The 18117-nt window shown below is 64.8% G+C and carries 6 protein-coding genes; 5 read left to right on the forward strand and 1 reads right to left on the reverse strand.

Annotated features, from left to right (window positions below; genetic code table 11):
* Nucleotides 1-92 precede the first annotated feature (92 nt).
* A complete protein-coding gene (locus tag FJ419_RS24870) occupies nucleotides 93-5573 on the reverse strand; it encodes an alpha-2-macroglobulin family protein (RefSeq protein WP_140699343.1) in 5481 nt (1826 codons plus the stop codon).
* 277 nt (nucleotides 5574-5850) lie between these two features.
* Here FJ419_RS24870 and FJ419_RS24875 point away from each other — a divergent pair, with 277 nt between their 5' ends.
* The 5 genes from FJ419_RS24875 (at nucleotide 5851) to FJ419_RS24895 (ending at nucleotide 18111) form a co-directional block, all read left to right on the forward strand.
* Nucleotides 5851-7779: an autotransporter assembly complex family protein gene (locus FJ419_RS24875; protein WP_140699346.1), complete on the forward strand. Its 1929-nt coding sequence runs from the start codon at nucleotides 5851-5853 to the stop codon at nucleotides 7777-7779.
* 2 nt (nucleotides 7780-7781) lie between these two features.
* Nucleotides 7782-13835, forward strand: a complete 6054-nt coding sequence (locus tag FJ419_RS24880) for a translocation/assembly module TamB domain-containing protein (protein WP_140699348.1) — start codon at nucleotides 7782-7784, stop codon at nucleotides 13833-13835.
* A 264-nt stretch (nucleotides 13836-14099) separates the two neighbouring features.
* Nucleotides 14100-15758, forward strand: a complete 1659-nt coding sequence (locus FJ419_RS24885; protein ID WP_140699358.1) for an ABC transporter substrate-binding protein — start codon at nucleotides 14100-14102, stop codon at nucleotides 15756-15758.
* Between the two features lie 148 nt (nucleotides 15759-15906).
* The gene (locus tag FJ419_RS24890) at nucleotides 15907-16941 is read left to right on the forward strand and encodes an ABC transporter permease (protein ID WP_140699362.1); all 1035 of its coding nucleotides are present in this window, start codon (nucleotides 15907-15909) and stop codon (nucleotides 16939-16941) included.
* 12 nt (nucleotides 16942-16953) lie between these two features.
* The gene (locus FJ419_RS24895; protein WP_140545747.1) at nucleotides 16954-18111 is read left to right on the forward strand and encodes an ABC transporter permease; all 1158 of its coding nucleotides are present in this window, start codon (nucleotides 16954-16956) and stop codon (nucleotides 18109-18111) included.
* Nucleotides 18112-18117 lie beyond the last annotated feature (6 nt).

Consider the following 18117-nt stretch of genomic DNA (forward strand, 5'->3'; position numbering starts at 1 on the left):
GCAGCAGCTACGCTGCAGCTTCGGAGGGTGAACCGGCCCCTTCTCCCGGTATAGAGACGGGGAGAAGGGAGATATCGGCGACCTTGTCATCGCTACTCGGCCTTCACCCCCATTATGCCGGTGGCGGTGCGGGCCGAATATTGCGGCCGGTACATGTCCTCCACCGTCGCCGCCGGATGGGCGTAGGTGCCCGGCGTCACGGCGCGCACGACATAGGCCAGCGTGATGTTGCGGCCGTGGTCGCCTTCATCGGGGTTGAAAGCGGCGACGAAGCGGTCGTCGCGGAACTCCAGATGCGCGGCGTCGGTTTGCGCCAGCCAGGAGAAGTTCGACAATTGCGCGCTGGAAACCAGGCTCGGATTGTCGATCTCGAAGCCGGCCGGCAACAGGTCGGTGATCAGGAGCCGCGACGGCCATTTGTTCTGCTCATAGATCTTGAGCACGACCACGTAGCGCTCGTTCTGCTTGGCCTCGGTGACGTTGGCCTCGGTGCCGTCGAGCTTGTAGTAGGTGCGCGCGATGGTGAAGCCGTCGCCGCCGGCCGGCAGCGGCTCGACCGGCGCGGCGACCGCGGTCACCACCGCCTGCAGCGGCGTCGCGCCGGTGTTGGCGATGGCGAGCGGGCTGTCGACAAGCTCGCTGCCGGCGACCTGGTCTGAATAGCCGCCCGAATGCGGTGCGCCGTTGACGGAAAGCGTGATGGAATCATTGCCTTCCTTCAGCGCCCGCGCGGCGAGCAGCATCCAGGATTCGTCCTGCGTGCTCGTCCAGCGGGCGTCGGCGCGCGCCACTCCCACCAGCTTGATCAGCTGCGGCATGATGCTCGGCACCGGCTTCGATTCCGCCGCCAACGCGAGCATCGCCGCGCCGTCACGCAGCCGCGAGCCGTAGTCCGAGCGGTAGTAGTCGTAGTCGGTTTCCGACTTCGCCAGCCTGAGCGCCGTCTGGAAGGTGGCTTCCGAACGCTGCGCGTCGCCGTAGAGCGCCAGGCTTGCCGCCAACTGGGCGACGGCCATCGGGCTGGAGAAGGCTTCGAGCTGCGTGTCGGCATAATAGCGCAGGTCGCCGATCGAGGCCTTCTTGTTGCGGGCGAGCACATAGAGCGCATAGGCGATCTCACTGCCCCTGTCCTGGACGTCCTGGTCGTAGCCAAGCGAGTTCTGCAGGTTGTTGAGCGCCTGGTTCATGGCCAGCGCCGGCACGTCGTACTTCTGCTCGCGCGCCCGGGTCAGGAACTCGGTGACATAGGCGTCGAGCCACAGATCGCCAGAGCCCGGCCCCCAGAGGCCGAAGCTGCCGCTTGCCGCCTGGTAGGACAGCACCTTGTAGATGGCGTCCTGAATGCGGCCATGCAGGTCAGGGTCGCTCTCCATGCCGATGCCCTTGGCCATGTCGTTGACATAGAGCAGCGGCATGGCGCGGCTGGTGGTCTGCTCGGCGCAGCCATAGGGGTAGCGGTCGAGCGACATCAGAAGCGACGGCACGTCGAGCGCGGACGATTGCGAGACGCCGACGCTGACCGAAGCGCCATCGAGCACGCTTGCGGCAAGCAGTTCCTTGTCGACGCGCAACGAGCCGCCATTGGGCTTGAGGTCGACAACCATGCGGTTGGTGACCGGAAGCTGCGCCGGGCGCACCGGCAGATAGAGCGTCTGCTCGACCTCGGTCCCGTCGGCATGCGCGAGCTTGACGGTGACCGAGGCGTCGCCCGGCGTCTTGGCGACCAGCGGGAAGGTGAGCGACTGACGCTTGCCCTGGGCGAGCGTCAGCTTCTCGGGCAGTGGCTTGTCGCCGGTCGACAGGTCCCCGGTCGTGGTGACCGAGAGCACATAGTCGCCGGCCGGGCCGTCGGTGTCGGCAATGTCGAGGCGCATGGTCGCCGCATCGCCCGGCGCCAAGAAGCGCGGCAGGCCGGCGGTGATCACCACCGGATCGCGAACGATGACGTCGGTCTGGGCATGGCCGACCGCATCCTTGGTCCAGGCGACGGCCATGACGCGCACGGTGCCGTTGAACTGCGGGATATCGAAATCGATCCGTGCCTTGCCGTTGGCATCGAGCTCGACCGGGCCGGAGAAGAAGGCGACCAGCTTTTCCGTCGGCGGGCTGCCTTGCGCCTGCATGTTCGCCCCATCACCGCCGGTGCGTATCTTGCCCATGGCGCCGAGCGAGCCGTCGATCAGACGTCCGTAGAGGTCGCGGATCTCCAGCCCCAGCATGCGCTGGCCGAAGAACCAGTCTTCCGGATCGGGCGCCTTGTAGTTGGTGAGGTTGAGGATGCCGACATCGACGGCAGCCACCATTACATAGGCATTGCTGCCGGCCTGAGCGCCGCCGACGGCGACCGGGATCGACAGCTGCTGGCGAGGCACGGTTCTTTCCGGCGGCATCAGGCTGACCGCCAGCTTCTTCGAGCCCGGATCGACCGACAGCCATTGGATGCCGATGGCGCGGGCCGGCATGCGCGATTCCTGCGCGTCGCCGGGCCGGAACAAGGTCGCCGTGACATAGGCGCCGGCGCCCCAGTCGTCGCCGACGGGGATGTCGACCGTGCTGCCGCCGGCCGGCACCGAAGCGGTGACGGTCTTCAGCAGCTTTTCGGCACCGATGGTGACCAGAAGCTCGCCGGCAAAATGCGGCGAGACCTTCAGCTTGGCGACTTCGCCGGTGGCGTAAGCATCCTTGTCCAGCGCGATCTCCAGGCCGTCGGGCGTCTCGGTGGTGGTCGAGGCGACGTACCAGCCGGCGTCGAACTCATAGCTGGTGGCCGGACCGTCGGGATCGGCCGTCTCGACCTCGAGCCGGTAGCGGCCCCAGTCGACGGGCAGCGACACGGTCGCCTCGCCATCGGCCTTCAGGTCGACCGCGCCGTTGGCGACGGCTTTGGTGAGGCTGACCGCCTCGTAGTTCCACGAATTGTTGGAACGGTACCATTGATAGTTCCGCTCGACCTTGACCAGCGACCACTGGGCGCCCTTCAGGTCTTCGCGCTTGCCGTTGGGGTCGACGGCGATCATGCTGAACTTGGCCGTACCGCCCTGCGGCACCTCATCGCCCTCGAAATCCGGGCGAATGCCGATGACGTCGCGCTGCGGGCGAACGCCGATGTCGAGCGAGCGCTCGACGGCGCGGCCGCCGGCCTCGCGCATGCGGACGGTGATCTTGGCGTTGACCAGCTTGGTGGTCGACGGCAACTGGTCGATCGTCACCGGGAAGGTCGCCTTGCCGTCGTCGCCGACCACGGGAAGGTTGGCGAGAGGCGTCACGGTCGGCTCGCCCGACTGCTCGTCGGCGAGGCCGAAGGTGAAATCCTTGAAGCTGTCCCAGGTGCTTGTGGTCGACAGCGTCAGCTCGCCTTCAAGCGCAAGGCCCGCGGCCGGCGCGCCGTAGAGGAAGCGGCCGTCGACCGTAGCGTTGGCGGTCTCGCCCTGGGCGATCTCCTTCTTGTCGGCGGTCAGGTCGAATTCGATGCGATCCGGCACGAAATCCTCGACCAGGAACATCTGGCTGGCGACCGGCGACTGCTTGGGATCGGTGTAGATCGACACCGTCCAGGTGCCGCGCATGGCGTTGGCCTCGAGCGGCAGGTCGACGGCGTGGCCGCCGGCGGACTCGCCATTGCTGACGATGCGGCGGTTCTCGACTCCGTCTGGACGTGTGAAGATGAAGGTCAGCGGCAGGTTCTCAACCGCTTTTGCCGCGCCGTCGCGGGCGAGGGCCGCGACGTGAACGTCCTCGCCGGCGCGGTAGATGCCGCGCTCCGTCCAGGCATAAACGTCGAGGGCGCCTGGCGAGGCGCGCCCCTCGACGCCGCGATCGGACAGGTCGAAGCCGGCCTTGCCCATGTCGAGGAAGACGAAGTCGTTCTCGCCCTGCTTGGCCATCAGCACGGCCGGCACCATGCCGTTCTCGCCGCGGGTAAGGCCCGGATTGAAGATGGCGTGGCCCTCGGCGTCGGTGGTCGCCGTGCCGAGAATCTCGTTGTTCCTGGCAAGCAGCGTCAGTTCGGCACCGGAGATCGGCTTGGCCGAGCCCAGCGAACGGGCAAAGACGTTGAGGCCGTCCTGGCCGGTATAGGTGGAAAGGCCGATATCGGAGACGACGAACCACTGCGTGGCGCGTGAACCATAGTCGTCGCTCTTGTCGTCGACCGGCTGCGCGGTCAGCACATAGACGCCGGGCTTGCGCTGCGGGATCGCCTCATCCACCGGGAACGAAGTGGTAACCTCCTTATTGAGATCATTGGCAATTTCGAGCGTGCCAGACCAGACGGGGGCGCCCATCTGGTCCGAAATGGTGGAGATGTCATAGCCGTCGAGCTGATGCAGGAACTGATAGCCGGACAGAAGCTGCGCCAGCGAACGATCGCCGATGCGATAGAGCGTCATCTTGGCGGCGTTCATGTTGACGGTGACGACCGGGATGCCGCGGCGCGCGCCGGCCGGCAGCACGAAGCTGTCGCCGGTGAAGCGGGCGGAGGGAGCGCGGTCCTGGACGTAGATCGACAGCACGACCGGCGCGGCGATCGTCTCGCCGATCGCCGACGGCAGGCCTGCGCGGAAGGTCACGTCATAATGCTGGCCGTGTTCCAGGCCTTCGACGCAGACCTGCTTGTCCTTGGCCTCGACGGCCTTGGGCGCGGCGTTGTCGACCGTCACGAATTGCGAATAATCGACCCCGGTCTTGACCAGTTCCTCGGAAAACTGGGCGCAGATGCGCGGCGAGGAGGAATCGGCGTCGACGGTGTGCTCGACGACGCGAAAACCCTTGCGCGCCTTGAGGTCGGCATAGTCGGCCTGGACGGCCGGCGAGCTCACCAGCGCAAGGCTCGCCTCATAGGCCTGCAGCGAGGGCCGGTAGAGATCGCGCTTGTCGAGGCCGGCGCCAAGCAGCGCCAGCGCCTCGGCGCGGGTCTTTGCCGTGCGCACCAGCTTGTAGGCGTTGAAGGCCGCCGAGGTGACGTTCATCGGCAAAGTCGAGGGTTCGGTGGTGTTCGACGCCGGCTGCACGGCGAGCGTCTCGCGCGCCAGCGCCAGCCACAGCGCGCCGTCATCGGGCAGGACCGAGACCGCGGCCTGGTATTTCTGCATGGCAAGGCGATGGTCGCCGGTAAGCGATGCCTGCTCGGCGGCGGCCTGCAGGGCGGCAAGCCCTTCGGTCGGCTTGTCATAGGCCGGATCGGTCAGCTTGTTGCGGAACTGCTGAGCCTGGTCGGCCATCCAGTTCGGGAAAAAGGCCAATGTCGGCGGAGCGCCGATATCGGGATCGCCGTCGACATTCGCGACCTTGCCGGCGACGGCGCCGGTGAAGGATTTCAACTGGTTATAGTCGGATTTGAGAAAACACCATTTGGCCTTGGTGTTGTAGGTGAAGGCGCGGCAGGCGGGATCGCCGAGACATGCGGTCTTGCACTGGTCGAGGCTGACATTCTGCTCCGATCTGAGGTCGAAACCGAAATAGTCGGAATTATCGGTCGTCACGATTCGCCGGGCTTCGGCGGCAAAGGCCACCCCGCCCAGGGCGAAAAAGATGAGAAGAAGGAAAGAGAGACCACGAGCCGCGCGCATTGCCATACCACCCTCCAGACATCGCCAGCGTCCGGGCATGAACAAGCCTCGTGCAGGCTTGTCAACGCCGGATCGCCGCAGGTTTATCACCCGCGAACGGTTTCCATGCCGGCCAAAGGCCGGTATTTCGACAGAACCTCTGTGAGACGGATCACACATTCTTGCGAAAATGCAAAAGGTGTGAATTCCAAGCCCGGTCTATTTCAGACAATTGGATTGTGGCCCCTTTACGAACGTTTCGGAACTTCATTCCAATTTTAGTTTTGTCGACTAGGTTATCTTAATGCCGGCGCATGAAACGCAGATGTCAAAGGGGTTCGCGCCAGGGCGCGGGCTCCCGCGCGCCCTGCTTTTCGCGCTCGTCTGCTCGACCGTGCTGACTGCCGAGGTACGGCAGGCCGCGGCTTTCGAGATTTTTGGCATCAAGCTTTGGGGCTCGTCCAAGGACGAGGATGCCGACATCGTCGATCCGCTGCGCTACTCGGTGACGATCAATGCGCCTGATGCCGACAAGGATCTGATCAAGAGGCTGGAAAACGCCTCGGCGCTGAAAAATGACGAGGATCATCCGGTGTCGGGGTCGCTCGGCCTGATGGCGAAGGCACGCGGCGACCGCGAACAGCTCGTCGCCGCCCTCTACGCCGATGCCCGCTACGAAGGCGTGGTCACCATCACGATCGAGGGCAAGTCGATCGACGACTTGCCGCCGGATGCCGAGTTCAAGGGGCCACAGCCCATTCCGGTGGTCATTACGGTTTCCCCCGGGGCGAAATTCACGCTTGGCAACATCCGGCTGAAGGGCGATGCGGCGGGGTTGGCGGCAGCCGATTTCGGCCTGATCGCCGGCGGCGATGCCGGTTCAGGCGCGGTGCTCAAGGCCGAACTGCTGATCGTGCGGGCGCTGAAGGAAGAGGGCAGGCCGCTTGCCAAGGTGACGGACCGCGAGATCGTCGCCGAGCATACCAGCTCGACGCTGGACGTGACGCTGACGGTGGCCGCCGGTCCGGTCGCCGGCTATGGCGACACCACGGTGGAGGGCACGGAAAAGGTCGATCGCGACTTCACCGAATACATGACCGGGCTGAAGCGGGGCCAGCAATATTCGCCGCAGGAGATCGATGACGCGCGCGACCGGCTGCTCGGGCTCGAAGTCTTCAACAGCGTGACCATCAAGGAAGGCGACAGGCTCGACGCCAACGGCAACATTCCGATCGGCGTCCAGGTCAGCGAGCGCAAGCCGCGCTATTTCGGCGTCGGCGGCAGCTTCTCGAATACCGAAGGCCTGGGGCTCGAAGGCTATTGGGGCCACCGCAACCTGTTCGGCCAGGCGGAGAAGCTGCGCATCGACGGCTCGATCAGCGGCATCGGCAGCAATAGCCTTTCCGCGCTCAACTACAATGCCGGCGTCATGTTCGAGAAGCCGGGCGTGCTCGGGCCGACGTCGAAGTTCTTCACCGGCATCAAGACGGTGTTCGAACACCCCGATGCCTATGACCATTTCTCGGTCAAGGGCGACGTCGGCGTTTCCTACGACCTCGACAAGAAGCAGCGGGTCTCGGCCGAGTTCGACCTCGATTATTCGAAGATCACCGACGCCTTCGGCAAGCATACCTATCTGATCGCCAGCGTGCCGCTGCAATATGTCTATGACAGCCGCGACAACAAGCTTAACCCGACCAGAGGGTTCCGCTTCCTCGCCTATGCCGAGCCGAGCTACGACATAATGAACGGCGCGGCCTTCCTGAAGCTGAAGGGCGAAGGCTATGCCTACCAGTCGATCGACACGGCAAGCAGGTTCGTGCTCGCCGAGCGCGCGACGCTGGGCTCGATCGTCGGCACCGGGCTGCAGAACGTGCCGGCCGACCGGCGCTTCTATTCCGGCGGCGGCGGCTCGGTGCGCGGCTATGCCTACCAGGGCATCGGCCCGAAAGACATTGACGGCCAGCCGATCGGCGGTCTCTCCTTCTTCGAGACCTCGGTCGAGATGCGCATCGGCGTCACCGACACGATCGGCATCGTGCCCTTCGTCGATGCCGGCACGGTCTCGACCAAATCCTTTCCCGATTTCTCGAATGTGAAGGTCGGCGCAGGCGTCGGCCTGCGCTATATCACTCCCTTCGGGCCGTTGCGTATCGACGCTGCCGTGCCGCTCAACCGCGATCCGGGCGATCCGCGTTTCGGCATTTATGCCGGCATCGGCCAGGCGTTCTGACGATGAAGATGGTCTGGCGCATCCTCCGTATCTGCCTCTACGCGCTGCTTGTGCTGCTCGTGGTGGCGATCGGCGCGCTTGTCGTTCTGACCGGCACCGAAGGTGGCCGGCAGAATCTCGCCGGCCTGATATCGAAGATGGCTTCTAGCGAGGACCGCAAGGTGACGGTCAGCGGCATCGAAGGCATCTGGTCGGGCGCGCTCAGGGTCGACCACGTCGTGCTGGAAGACCGCGCCGGCGCCTGGATGGTGGCGCGCAAGGTGGCGCTCGACTGGTCGCCGACGGCGCTGCTCTCCTGGAATTTCAATGCCGACCGCTTTGCCGCCGAGCGCATCGAGCTGGCGCGGCTGCCGCAACCGAGCCAGCAGCCTTCGCAAGGCGGCTCGTCCAGCCTGCCGGTGTCGATCGACGTGAAGCAGATCGACCTGCCTGAGATCGCGCTTGGACAGGAGCTTGCCGGCAGCGGCATCGCCGAACTGGCCGCCAAGGGCTCGCTCAAGGCCGATCCGTCGCCGCTGGCGATCGAAAGCGTGCTCAACGTCAGCCGCCATGACGGCAAGCAAGGCAATGTCGACGCCAAGATCCACTTTGCGCCGACCGACAACAAGCTCGACCTCGACCTCAAGGCGTCGGAATCGGCCGGCGGCATCATCGCCAATTTGCTCAAGCTGCCGGATGCGCCGCCCGTCAACATCGTCGTTTCCGGCGGCGGGCCTTTGGCCAACTGGAGCGGCGTCGGCACCTTCATGGTCGACGGCCGGATCGTCAGCCAGTTGACCGGCCGGCACCAACTCACTGACAAGGGCCACCGCATCGAGGCCAAGGGCGACGGCCAGTTCGAAGAGTTCCTGCCGGAGAAGATAAAGGCTTTGTTTGCCGGCAAGACGAGCTTCGACCTCGCCGGAACGGCGACCGCGTCGGGTGGGATCGATATCGAGCAGGCCATCATAGAGAGCGATGCGGTGCACGGCACTGCCACCGGCAATGTCGATCCGAAGGGCGCCAGCGACCTGGCGGTCGAGCTCTCCGCCAAGGACAAGCCGGTCACCGTCGATGTCGGCAACAGCGCGGTTCCGATCCTGGTCGCGGTCGAAAAGGCCACGGTGCGCGCCTTCGGCGACGGCAAGGCGCCGATGGTGGATATCGGCACGTCGCTTACTTCGGTCGCCGTCGGCGGCACCCAGCTCAACAATATTACGGGCGAGATCCATTCCGACGGCTTCGACATCGAGACCGTTAACGGCCCGGTCGCCATCAAACTCGCGGCCGCCGGCCTGAAGACCGATGTCGCGACGCTGGCGCCGCTGGTGACCGGCAAGCTCGCCGCGGATCTTTCCGGTACGATCAGCCGCGAGACCGTGACCATCGACAAAGGCACCTTGCGCAGCGATGCGCTCAATGCTGGGCTGACGGCAAATGTGGCGCTGGCCGATTTGTCGATGACGCTGAAGATGAATGCCGACGCCGTCTCGAAGGCATTGCCGCCGCAGATCAGCTCGCTGCTTGGCGAGCGGGTGAAATTCTCGGCCACCGCCACGCGCGATCCGCAAGGGGCGTTCGCCGCCAATTCGCTGGAGATCAGTTCCGGCTCGCTTAGCGCCAGCGGTACCGGCAGCATGCAAGGATCGGATATCCAGGCCAGCGTCAAAGGCACGTTGGGCGATGTCTCGCCACTGTCGTCGCTCGCCGGCACGCCGCTTGCCGGCGGGGTCAATTTCGCGCTGACCACGAGCGGCCCGCGCTGGGCGCCGGATTTCTCCGTTTCAGCAGACAGCGCCAGCCTGACGGCCGCCGGCCGCACGGTGAAGGACATCAAACTCTCGGCCAAGGGCAAGGCCGACATCGCCAACCCGTCCGCCGAAATCTCGCTGACCGGCAGCTCCGAGGGGCAGGCGCTAGACATCGCAGCCTCACTGGTGACGGCCGACGGCAAGCGCTCGATCAGGGGTCTTAGCCTTGCGCTTGGCAACAACAAAGTCTCGGGCGATCTTGCGCTCGACGACAAGTTCCTGCCGCTCGGCACGCTGACGCTTGCCGTGCCCGACATCGGACCGCTCGCGGCGCTCGCAAATCAGAGCGCGACCGGCGATATCAACGGCACGATCGCCTTCGCCAAGGACGGCGAGGCGCCGACCGTCACCGTAAATGCGGCCAGCACGTCGATCGCGCGCGGCGATCTGGCGGCGAAAGCCATCACCGTCAACGCGCTGATCGCCAACTACCTGAAAGGGCCGGCGATCTCAGGCACGATCAAGGCCGACAGCGTGACCTCCGGCGGCACGGTCATCAGCGGCATCGGCATCGACTTGAAGCGCGACGGCGAGTGGACGAACTTTACCGGCGGCGCCACCGCGTCCGGCATTCCGGCCACCGCCACCGGCCGGGTGAAGATCGCCAACGGCACGACGAGCGTGGAAATCGCTTCCGGCGAGGCGACGGTGCGCGGCATCAAGGCGGCCATAGCCGAGCCTTCCAGCCTCTCCATCGCCAATGGCGTGACCGTCATCGAGAAGCTCGCGCTCAATCTCGGCGGCGGCTCGGCGACGGTTTCCGGCAGCGCCGGTCAGGCCCTGGACCTGACGGCAAACCTCGCCAACCTCCCGTTGGCGCTCGCCAATGATTTCGTGCCGGGCCTCGACGGGGCCGGAACGCTGGAGGGCACGGCACACGTCACGGGTCCATCGTCCAACCCCGACATTCAGTTCGACGCGAAGGTGGCGGGCGCCGAGACCCGCCAGACCCGCCAGGCCGGACTCGGGCCGCTGGATCTGGACGCCGCCGGCACCTACACGCTGGCGGGCGGCATCGCCCTGGACCACGCCACGCTTTCGGGCGAAGGGATTTCAGGCAAGGCCGCCGGCACCCTCAACCCGAACGGCGCCAGCGATTTCTCCCTCGACCTTACCTCGTCCGGAGCCAGCCTGCCGTTGACGGTCGGCAGCGCCCAAAGCCCGGTCAAGATCGCGGTCCAGTCCTTGTCGGCAAGGATGGCGGGCGAAAGCACGCAGGCGCGGCTCGATGTGTCCGCAATCCTGCCTTCCATTGCCGCCAGCCAGGCGACGGTCGACGGCCTCACCCTGGCGCTGCATTCGGATGCCTTCGACCTCAAGGGGCGAGCAGGTCAGGTTTCCGGCACGGTGTCGGTGGACAGGATCGGCCTCGACAATCCGATGATCGCGCCGCTGATCGCCGGCAAGGTCACGGCGAAGGTCAATGGCCGCCTGACGACCGATGCCGTCGCCGTCAATAGCGGCTCGATCACCAGCGATGCGCTCGACGGCCAGGTCGCCGGCCGGATATCGCTGGGCGACGGTTCGGTCGACCTCAACATGAACGCCAATGTCGCCTCTTCAGCCTTGCCGGCGGCGGTGCGCGGCATGCTTGGCGAGAGCGCTGCGTTGAGCGCCTCGCTGAAGCGGGATGCCAATGGCAATGTCAATGTCGACGGGCTGAAGTTGAATTCCGGCGCGCTCAGCGCCGACGGGCAGGCGAGCCTTGCCGACGGCAAGCTGGCCGCCGGGATCAGAGGCGCGTTGAGCGACGTTTCGGGGCTGTCGAAAGATGCCAACGGCGCCATCGCCTTTGCCTTGAACGCGCAAGGCCCGGTCACCACGCCGGACCTGTCGATGACGGTGAGCAGCGACCGGCTTTCGGTGGCGGCGCGCGAGATCACCGGGCTGAAGCTCACGGCCAGCGGCAAGGCCGATGCCGCCAATCCGGCGGCCAATGTTGAGCTCACCGGCAACGTCGCCGGGCAGAACCTGCAAGGCAGCGCGGTGCTCGCCACGACCAATGGCAGCCGCGCGATCAACGGGCTTTTGCTGTCGCTCGGTCCGAACAAGATTTCCGGCGATCTCACCCTCGACGATGCCTTCGTGCCGGTCGGCACCGTTTCGCTCGACTTGCCCGATATCGGGCCGCTGGCCGCGCTGGCGCTGGAAAAGGCCGAGGGCAATGTGCGCGGCACGATCGCTTTTACCAAGGCAGCCAACGGACCCAATGTCGCCGTCAAGGCGAACACCTCCGAGATCAAGCGCGGCGATCTCTCCGCCAGGAATGTCGCCATCGACGCGCAGATCGCGAATTACATGGCAGCACCGGTCATTGCCGGTACGGTGCGCGCCGAGAGCGTGACTTCCGGCGGCACGGCTGTCACCGGCATCGATGTCGATCTCAAGCGCGACGGCGACTGGACCGGATTCTCCGGCGGCGCCACCGTCAAGAATATCCCGGCGAAGGCAGCCGGCCGGGTGAGGATCGCCAACGGCACGACGACCGTCGAGCTCGCGTCGGGCCAGGCGACGATGCAGGGCATCAAGGCCGCGATCGCGCAGGCCTCCACGGTGACCATCGCCAACGGGGTGACGACGCTCGACCGGCTGGTGCTGAATCTCGGCGGCGGCACGGCGACGGTGACGGGCAAGGTCGCGCAGACGCTCGACATCAACGCCAATCTGGCCAGGGTGCCGATCTCGCTTGCCAACAGTTTCTCGCCGGGCCTCGACGCGGCCGGCACGGTCTCGGGCACGGTCAAGGTCACCGGCGCGCCGGCGACCCCTTCGGCGGCCTTCAACATCGATGCTTCCGGCGTGCAGACCTCGCAGACGCGCGGCGCCGGCCTCGGCGGCATGAATGTGTCGTCGTCGGGAACCTTCGCCGGCAACAAGCTCGCCTTCGACGCCAACATCAGCGATGGGGCCGGCCTCGGCCTCAAGGGCGGCGGCACGGTGACGACGGCAGGCACGCCCACCTTGGCGCTCGATTTCAACGGCAAGGTGCCGTTTTCCTTCCTGGCGGCCAAGCTCGCCGCGCAAGGTCTGGCGCTCAACGGCACTGCCAATGTCGATGTGCAGGTGCGCGGTCCCGCATCCGCGCCGGTGATCAGCGGCAAAGTCACGACATCCGGCGCGCGCCTTATCGATGCGCGTTCCGGCCTGGCGGTCAACGATATCGCCGCCGATGTCTCGATCGGCGGCGGCGTCGCCAGGATCAACCGCTTGACCGGGAAGCTGTCGACGCGCGGCAGCCTGTCGGCCAGCGGCACGGTGGGCATCATGCCGGCGCAAGGCTTCCCGGCCGACCTGTCGATCAAGCTCAGCGACGGCCGCTACACCGACGGCCGGGTGGTGACCGCCAATCTCGGCGGCGACCTGACCGTCAAGGGGCCGCTGGTCTCGGCGCCGGTGATCGCCGGCACCGTCAACCTGGCGAGGACGGTCATCACCGTCCCGGACAAGCTGCCGGGATCGCTTTCGGAACTCAACGTCAAACACAAGAACGCGCCTCGCGCCGTGCGGGCGCAGGACAAGGCGCTGCGCCCGCCGACGTCCAGCGGCAGCAGCAAGGGCGGCAGCGGGCTGACGCTCGACGTGACGGTCAACGCGCCGAACCAGATCTTCATCCAGGGCAGGGGCGTCGACGCCGAGCTCGGCGGCTCGCTCAAACTAACCGGCCCGGCGTTGTCACCGCAGGCCGTGGGCACCTTCACCTTGCAGCGCGGACGGCTAACGATCCTTGCAAAACGGCTGACGTTCACGGACGGCACGGTCGGGTTCCAGGGTTCGCTGGTGCCTTACCTCAATCTCACCGCGACCACGACGACAAGCAGTGCCACCGTGACAATCGTGGTTTCCGGCGAGGCGACCGATCCGAAATTCAACTTCTCCTCGGTGCCGGCGCTGCCCCAGGACGAGGTCTTGGCGCAGCTCATCTTCGGTCAATCCATGTCCAGACTGTCACCGCTGCAGATCGCCCAGCTCGCCGACGCCGCCGCGCAATTGGCAGGCGCCGGCGGCACGACCTCGCTGCTCGACAACCTGCGCAACGCAATCGGCGTCGACGACCTCGACGTGACGACGGACGAGAAGGGCGGCACCGCGGTCTCGGCCGGCAAATACCTTAACCACCGCACCTATGTGACCATACAGAAGGGCGACAAGCCAGGCTCCGGCAAGGCCACGATCGACCTCAATGTCGGTCGCGGCGTGAAGCTGCGCGGCGAGGCCAATGATGCCGGCGAAGCCAAGGGCGGCGTCTTCTACGAACGCGAATATTGAGGCCGCGCCGGCGCTTCTGTGTCTGCCCGGCAGGCGGGCGGGGCCGTTATCCGTATAAAATGTATTGATTTAATCGCCCGCAACGATTTTTTGGGAAATCCGCCTCGTGATAACAAATTTGCGTCAAGACTGTCGCTAACGCGCGAACCGGGTTGTAGCCAAAGATGCACATTCCCTGGCATGTTCCTACTCCACACCGTGTTTTGACATCACGGTCTGGATGCGGAATGTTACAAGGCGGAAAGCCAACAATGGGAGTAAGTCATGGCAATCTATAAGAGCAATGGTGATCGTGTTCCCGATCACATCCTGAAAATGGCTGAAGAGGCCAAATCGGGCGGCGTGGACCGCCGCGAATTCCTGGCTTTGGCCAGCGTCTTCGGCGCATCGACGGCAATGGCCTATGGCATGCTCGGCCTCGCCGCGCCGACCCCGGCCAGAGCCGAGGACGTGCAGGGCAAGAAGGGCGGCGTGCTCAAGGTCGCGATGTCGATCAAGGATCCGAAGGATCCGCGCACCGCCGACTGGTCCGAAATCTCCAATGCCGAGCGCCAGGCGCTCGAGCCGCTGGTGAAATACACGAAGGAATATACCTTCGCGCCGTATCTGCTGGCGAGCTGGGACATCAACGACGATGCCACCGAATACACGCTGCATGTGCGGCCGGGCGTCGAATGGAACAACGGCGACAAGTTCACCGCCGACGACGTGATCTACAATTTCACGCGCTGGGCGGATAAGGGTGCGGAAGGCAACTCCATGCCTGGCCGCCTCGGCAGCCTCGTCGACGACACGACCAAGAAGCTGCGCGAAGGGTCCGTCGTCAAGGTCGACGACATGACCGTCAAGCTCAAGCTGACCAAGCCCGATATCGCCATCATCCCGAACCTTTGCGACTATCCGGCGCTGGTCGTTCACAAGACCTTCGACGAGAAGGGCGCCAACTTCAAGAACTGCCCGATCGGCACCGGTCCGTTCGAGCTCGTCTCCTACGACGTCGGCCAGAAGGTGGTCTACAAGCGCCGCACGACCGGCAAGTGGTGGCAGGGCGAGGCCTTCCTCGACGGCGTCGAGTTCATCGATTACGGCACCGATCCGGCCGCGACCGTCTCGGCCTTCGAGTCGGGCGAAGTCCAGACCAACCACGAAACGACCGCCGACTACATCAAGATCATCGCCGACGTCGGCGCTCCGGTCTCGGAAGTCGTGACGGCTGCCACCGTGGTGTCGCGCTTCAACGTCACCCACAAGCCCTATGACGACCAGAAGGTTCGTCAGGCGATGTTGCTTGCCGTCGACAATGCCACCGTGCTGCAGCTCGGCTATGGCAATGCCGGCACGCCGGCCGAAAACCACCACGTCGCGCCGATCCATCCGGAATATGTCAAGCTGCCGGAGGTCAAGCGCGACATCGCCAAGGCCAAGCAGATGCTGACGGAAGCGGGCGCGATCGATTTCGAGCACGAGCTGATCAGCAACGACGAGGACTACCACAAGAACACCACGGACGCGATCGCCGCCCAGCTGCGCGAAGCCGGCATCAAGGTGAAGCGCACCGTGCTGCCGAGCTCGACCTTCTGGAACGACTGGACGAAGTATCCGTTCTCGGAAACCAACTGGAACATGCGCCCGCTGGGCATCCAGGTGATCGCCATCGCTTACCGCTCCGGTGAAGCGTGGAACGAGACGGCCTACGCCAATCCGGACTTCGACAAGAAGGTGAACGAGGCGCTCGGCATCGCCGATGCGGAGAAGCGCAAGGTTGTGATGAAGGATATCGAGCAGACCCTGCAAGATTCCGGCATCATCATCCAGCCTTACTGGCGCAAGCTCTACATCAACATCAAGCCCGAGGTGAAGAACCACTCGATGCACCCCACCTACGAGCACGACTTCGGCAAGGTCTGGCTCGAGCAGGCATGATCCATAGCGCGATGGATGCGAGGGGCCGTGGCCCCTCGTATTTGCAGCTTCGTCGCCGTTGCATATCCTGCAGCGGCGGCGGGGCGTCATCCGCTTTTCGAAACAGGGTTGAACGTATCTGACCCCAACCCGGCCGGCAGGGGGGCACATGTTCTCATTCATCGCTAGACGCATCGGCACGATACTGCTCACGATGCTGTGCCTGACGCTGGTCGTCTTCTTCCTCGTCAATCTCGAGCCCAATCTGAAGAAACTGGCGATCAGCCAGACCGAGATGCACACGCCAGCCGACCAGCTCGAAAGCTGGCTGGTCAATCATGGCTACCGGCAGAACTTCTTCGTGCGCTACGGCCAGTGGCTGGGCGTCCTGCCGAAGCATCCGATCACCGATCCGGCGACCGGCAAGACGACGCAGCGCTTCTCCTTCTGCAACGACCCGGCCGAGCCGACATTCTCGGGCGTCCTGCAGGGCGATTTCGGCTGCTCGACCAAGTTCAAAACGACGGTCGCGGCCAAGCTGTTCCCGGCCCTCGGCGCCACCGGATTGCTGATGTTTTGGGTGCTGGCGGTGATGGTGCCGATCTCGCTGCTGATCGGCATTCTCGCCGGCATGCGCGAGGGCTCGCGTACCGACCGCGTGCTGTCGGTGGCCTCGATCGCCTCGACGGCGACGCCCGAATATGTGTCGGGCGTCATCTTCACCGTCATCTTCGCATCCTGGCTCGGCTGGCTGAACGGCTCGGCGGCGTCCGCCAGCCAGGGCATAACCTTCTACAATTTCACGCTGCCGGTGATCACGCTGGCGATCTACGGCATTGGCTATATCGCGCGCATGACACGCGCCTCGATGGTCGAGGTGATGACGCAGCAATATATCCGCACCGCCCGGCTGAAGGGCCTGTCCTTCAGCAGCGTGGTGATCAAGCATGCGTTGCGCAACGCGCTGATCGCGCCCTTCACCGTCATCATGCTGCAGTTCCCATGGCTGCTCACCGGCGTCGTCATCGTCGAGGTGATGTTCCGCTACCAGGGTTTCGGCTACACGCTGGTCGAGGCCGCCGGCAACAACGACATCGACCTGCTGCTCGGCTGCTCGCTGGTCTCGGTGTTCATCGTGCTGATCACGCAGCTGATTTCCGACGTCGGCTACGCGTTTCTCAATCCGCGTATCAGGGTTCAGTAGGGGCAGGGGCCGATGCAAACCGAATATATCAGCGCCTTCGACGTGGTTATCGGCGTGCTCTGGCGGTTCTGGCCGGTGTGGGTCGGGCTCATCCTGGTGATGGGCGCCAGCTTTACCTACAAGAAGCGGCTCGGGCTCTACGGCCAGCTCTTCGACAGCGGCGTCGGCATCGCCGGCGTCTTCATCTGCCTGTTCTGGCTGTTCACGGCGATCTTCGCCTCCACCATCTCGCCCTTCGATCCGCTGGCGCAGGTCTCGGTGATGAAGGACACGCTGCCCGGGGCGATCGAGCCGGCATCGAAGCTCGTCTATTATTTCGGCGGCGACAAGCTTGCCCGCGACGTGTTCTCGCGCATGGTCTATGGCAGCCAGATCGTGCTGATCATCGCGCCGGCCGCCACCGGCTTCGCGCTGATGGTCGGCATCACGCTCGGCCTGCCGGCCGGTTATTATGGCGGCAAGATCGACACGCTCTTGTCGTTCCTTGCCAATCTGGTGCTGGCTTTCCCGGTCATCCTCTTGTTCTACCTGCTGGTGACGCCGGGCATCATGGACACGCCGATCCCCTATGGGATGGCCGGACTGTTCTTCCTGTTCCCGATCATCTTCTTCTGCGTGCTGTTCTGGACCCGCTACAAGAACCGGCCGGACCGGCTCTATATCCTGCTCGGCATCACGCTGGTCCTAGGCGGCTGGATCTATACGGGCCTCGTCTTCGACAAGGATCCGTTGCACATCGTCCACATCGATCCCAACCAGCTCAATATATTCGTGGCGGTGGTGTTCGCCTCCAGCCCGGGCGTGTTCCGCATCGTGCGCGGGCTGACCATGGACATCAAGACGCGCGACTATGTGGCGGCGGCGCAGACGCGCGGTGAATCGCCCTGGTACATCATGCTGTGGGAGATCCTGCCCAATGCGCGCGGTCCGCTGATCGTGGATGCCTGCCTGCGCATCGGCTACACGACGATCCTGCTCGGGACGCTCGGCTATTTCGGCCTGGGCCTAGCGCCGGAAAGCCCCGACTGGGGCACCGCGATCAAGGACGCCAGCCGCCTCTTGCGATCCTTCATCCACCCGGCGCTGCCGCCGACGATCGCGCTGATGTCGTTCGTGCTGGGGCTGAACCTGTTGGCGGATTCGCTGCGTGAACAGTCGATGAAAGATTGATGGCGG

It is taken from the genome of Mesorhizobium sp. B2-6-2 (assembly GCF_006440615.1).
GTDB lineage: Bacteria > Pseudomonadota > Alphaproteobacteria > Rhizobiales > Rhizobiaceae > Mesorhizobium.

Bases quoted from the DNA above. Each gene is read 5' to 3' on its own strand.
- FJ419_RS24870 (WP_140699343.1), bottom strand. From the start codon at position 5,573: ATGGCAATGCGCGCGGCTCGTGGTCTCTCTTTCCTTCTTCTCATCTTT.
- FJ419_RS24875 (WP_140699346.1), top strand. From the start codon at position 5,851: ATGCCGGCGCATGAAACGCAGATGTCAAAGGGGTTCGCGCCAGGGCGC.
- FJ419_RS24880 (WP_140699348.1), top strand. From the start codon at position 7,782: ATGAAGATGGTCTGGCGCATCCTCCGTATCTGCCTCTACGCGCTGCTT.
- FJ419_RS24885 (WP_140699358.1), top strand. From the start codon at position 14,100: ATGGCAATCTATAAGAGCAATGGTGATCGTGTTCCCGATCACATCCTG.
- FJ419_RS24890 (WP_140699362.1), top strand. From the start codon at position 15,907: ATGTTCTCATTCATCGCTAGACGCATCGGCACGATACTGCTCACGATG.
- FJ419_RS24895 (WP_140545747.1), top strand. From the start codon at position 16,954: ATGCAAACCGAATATATCAGCGCCTTCGACGTGGTTATCGGCGTGCTC.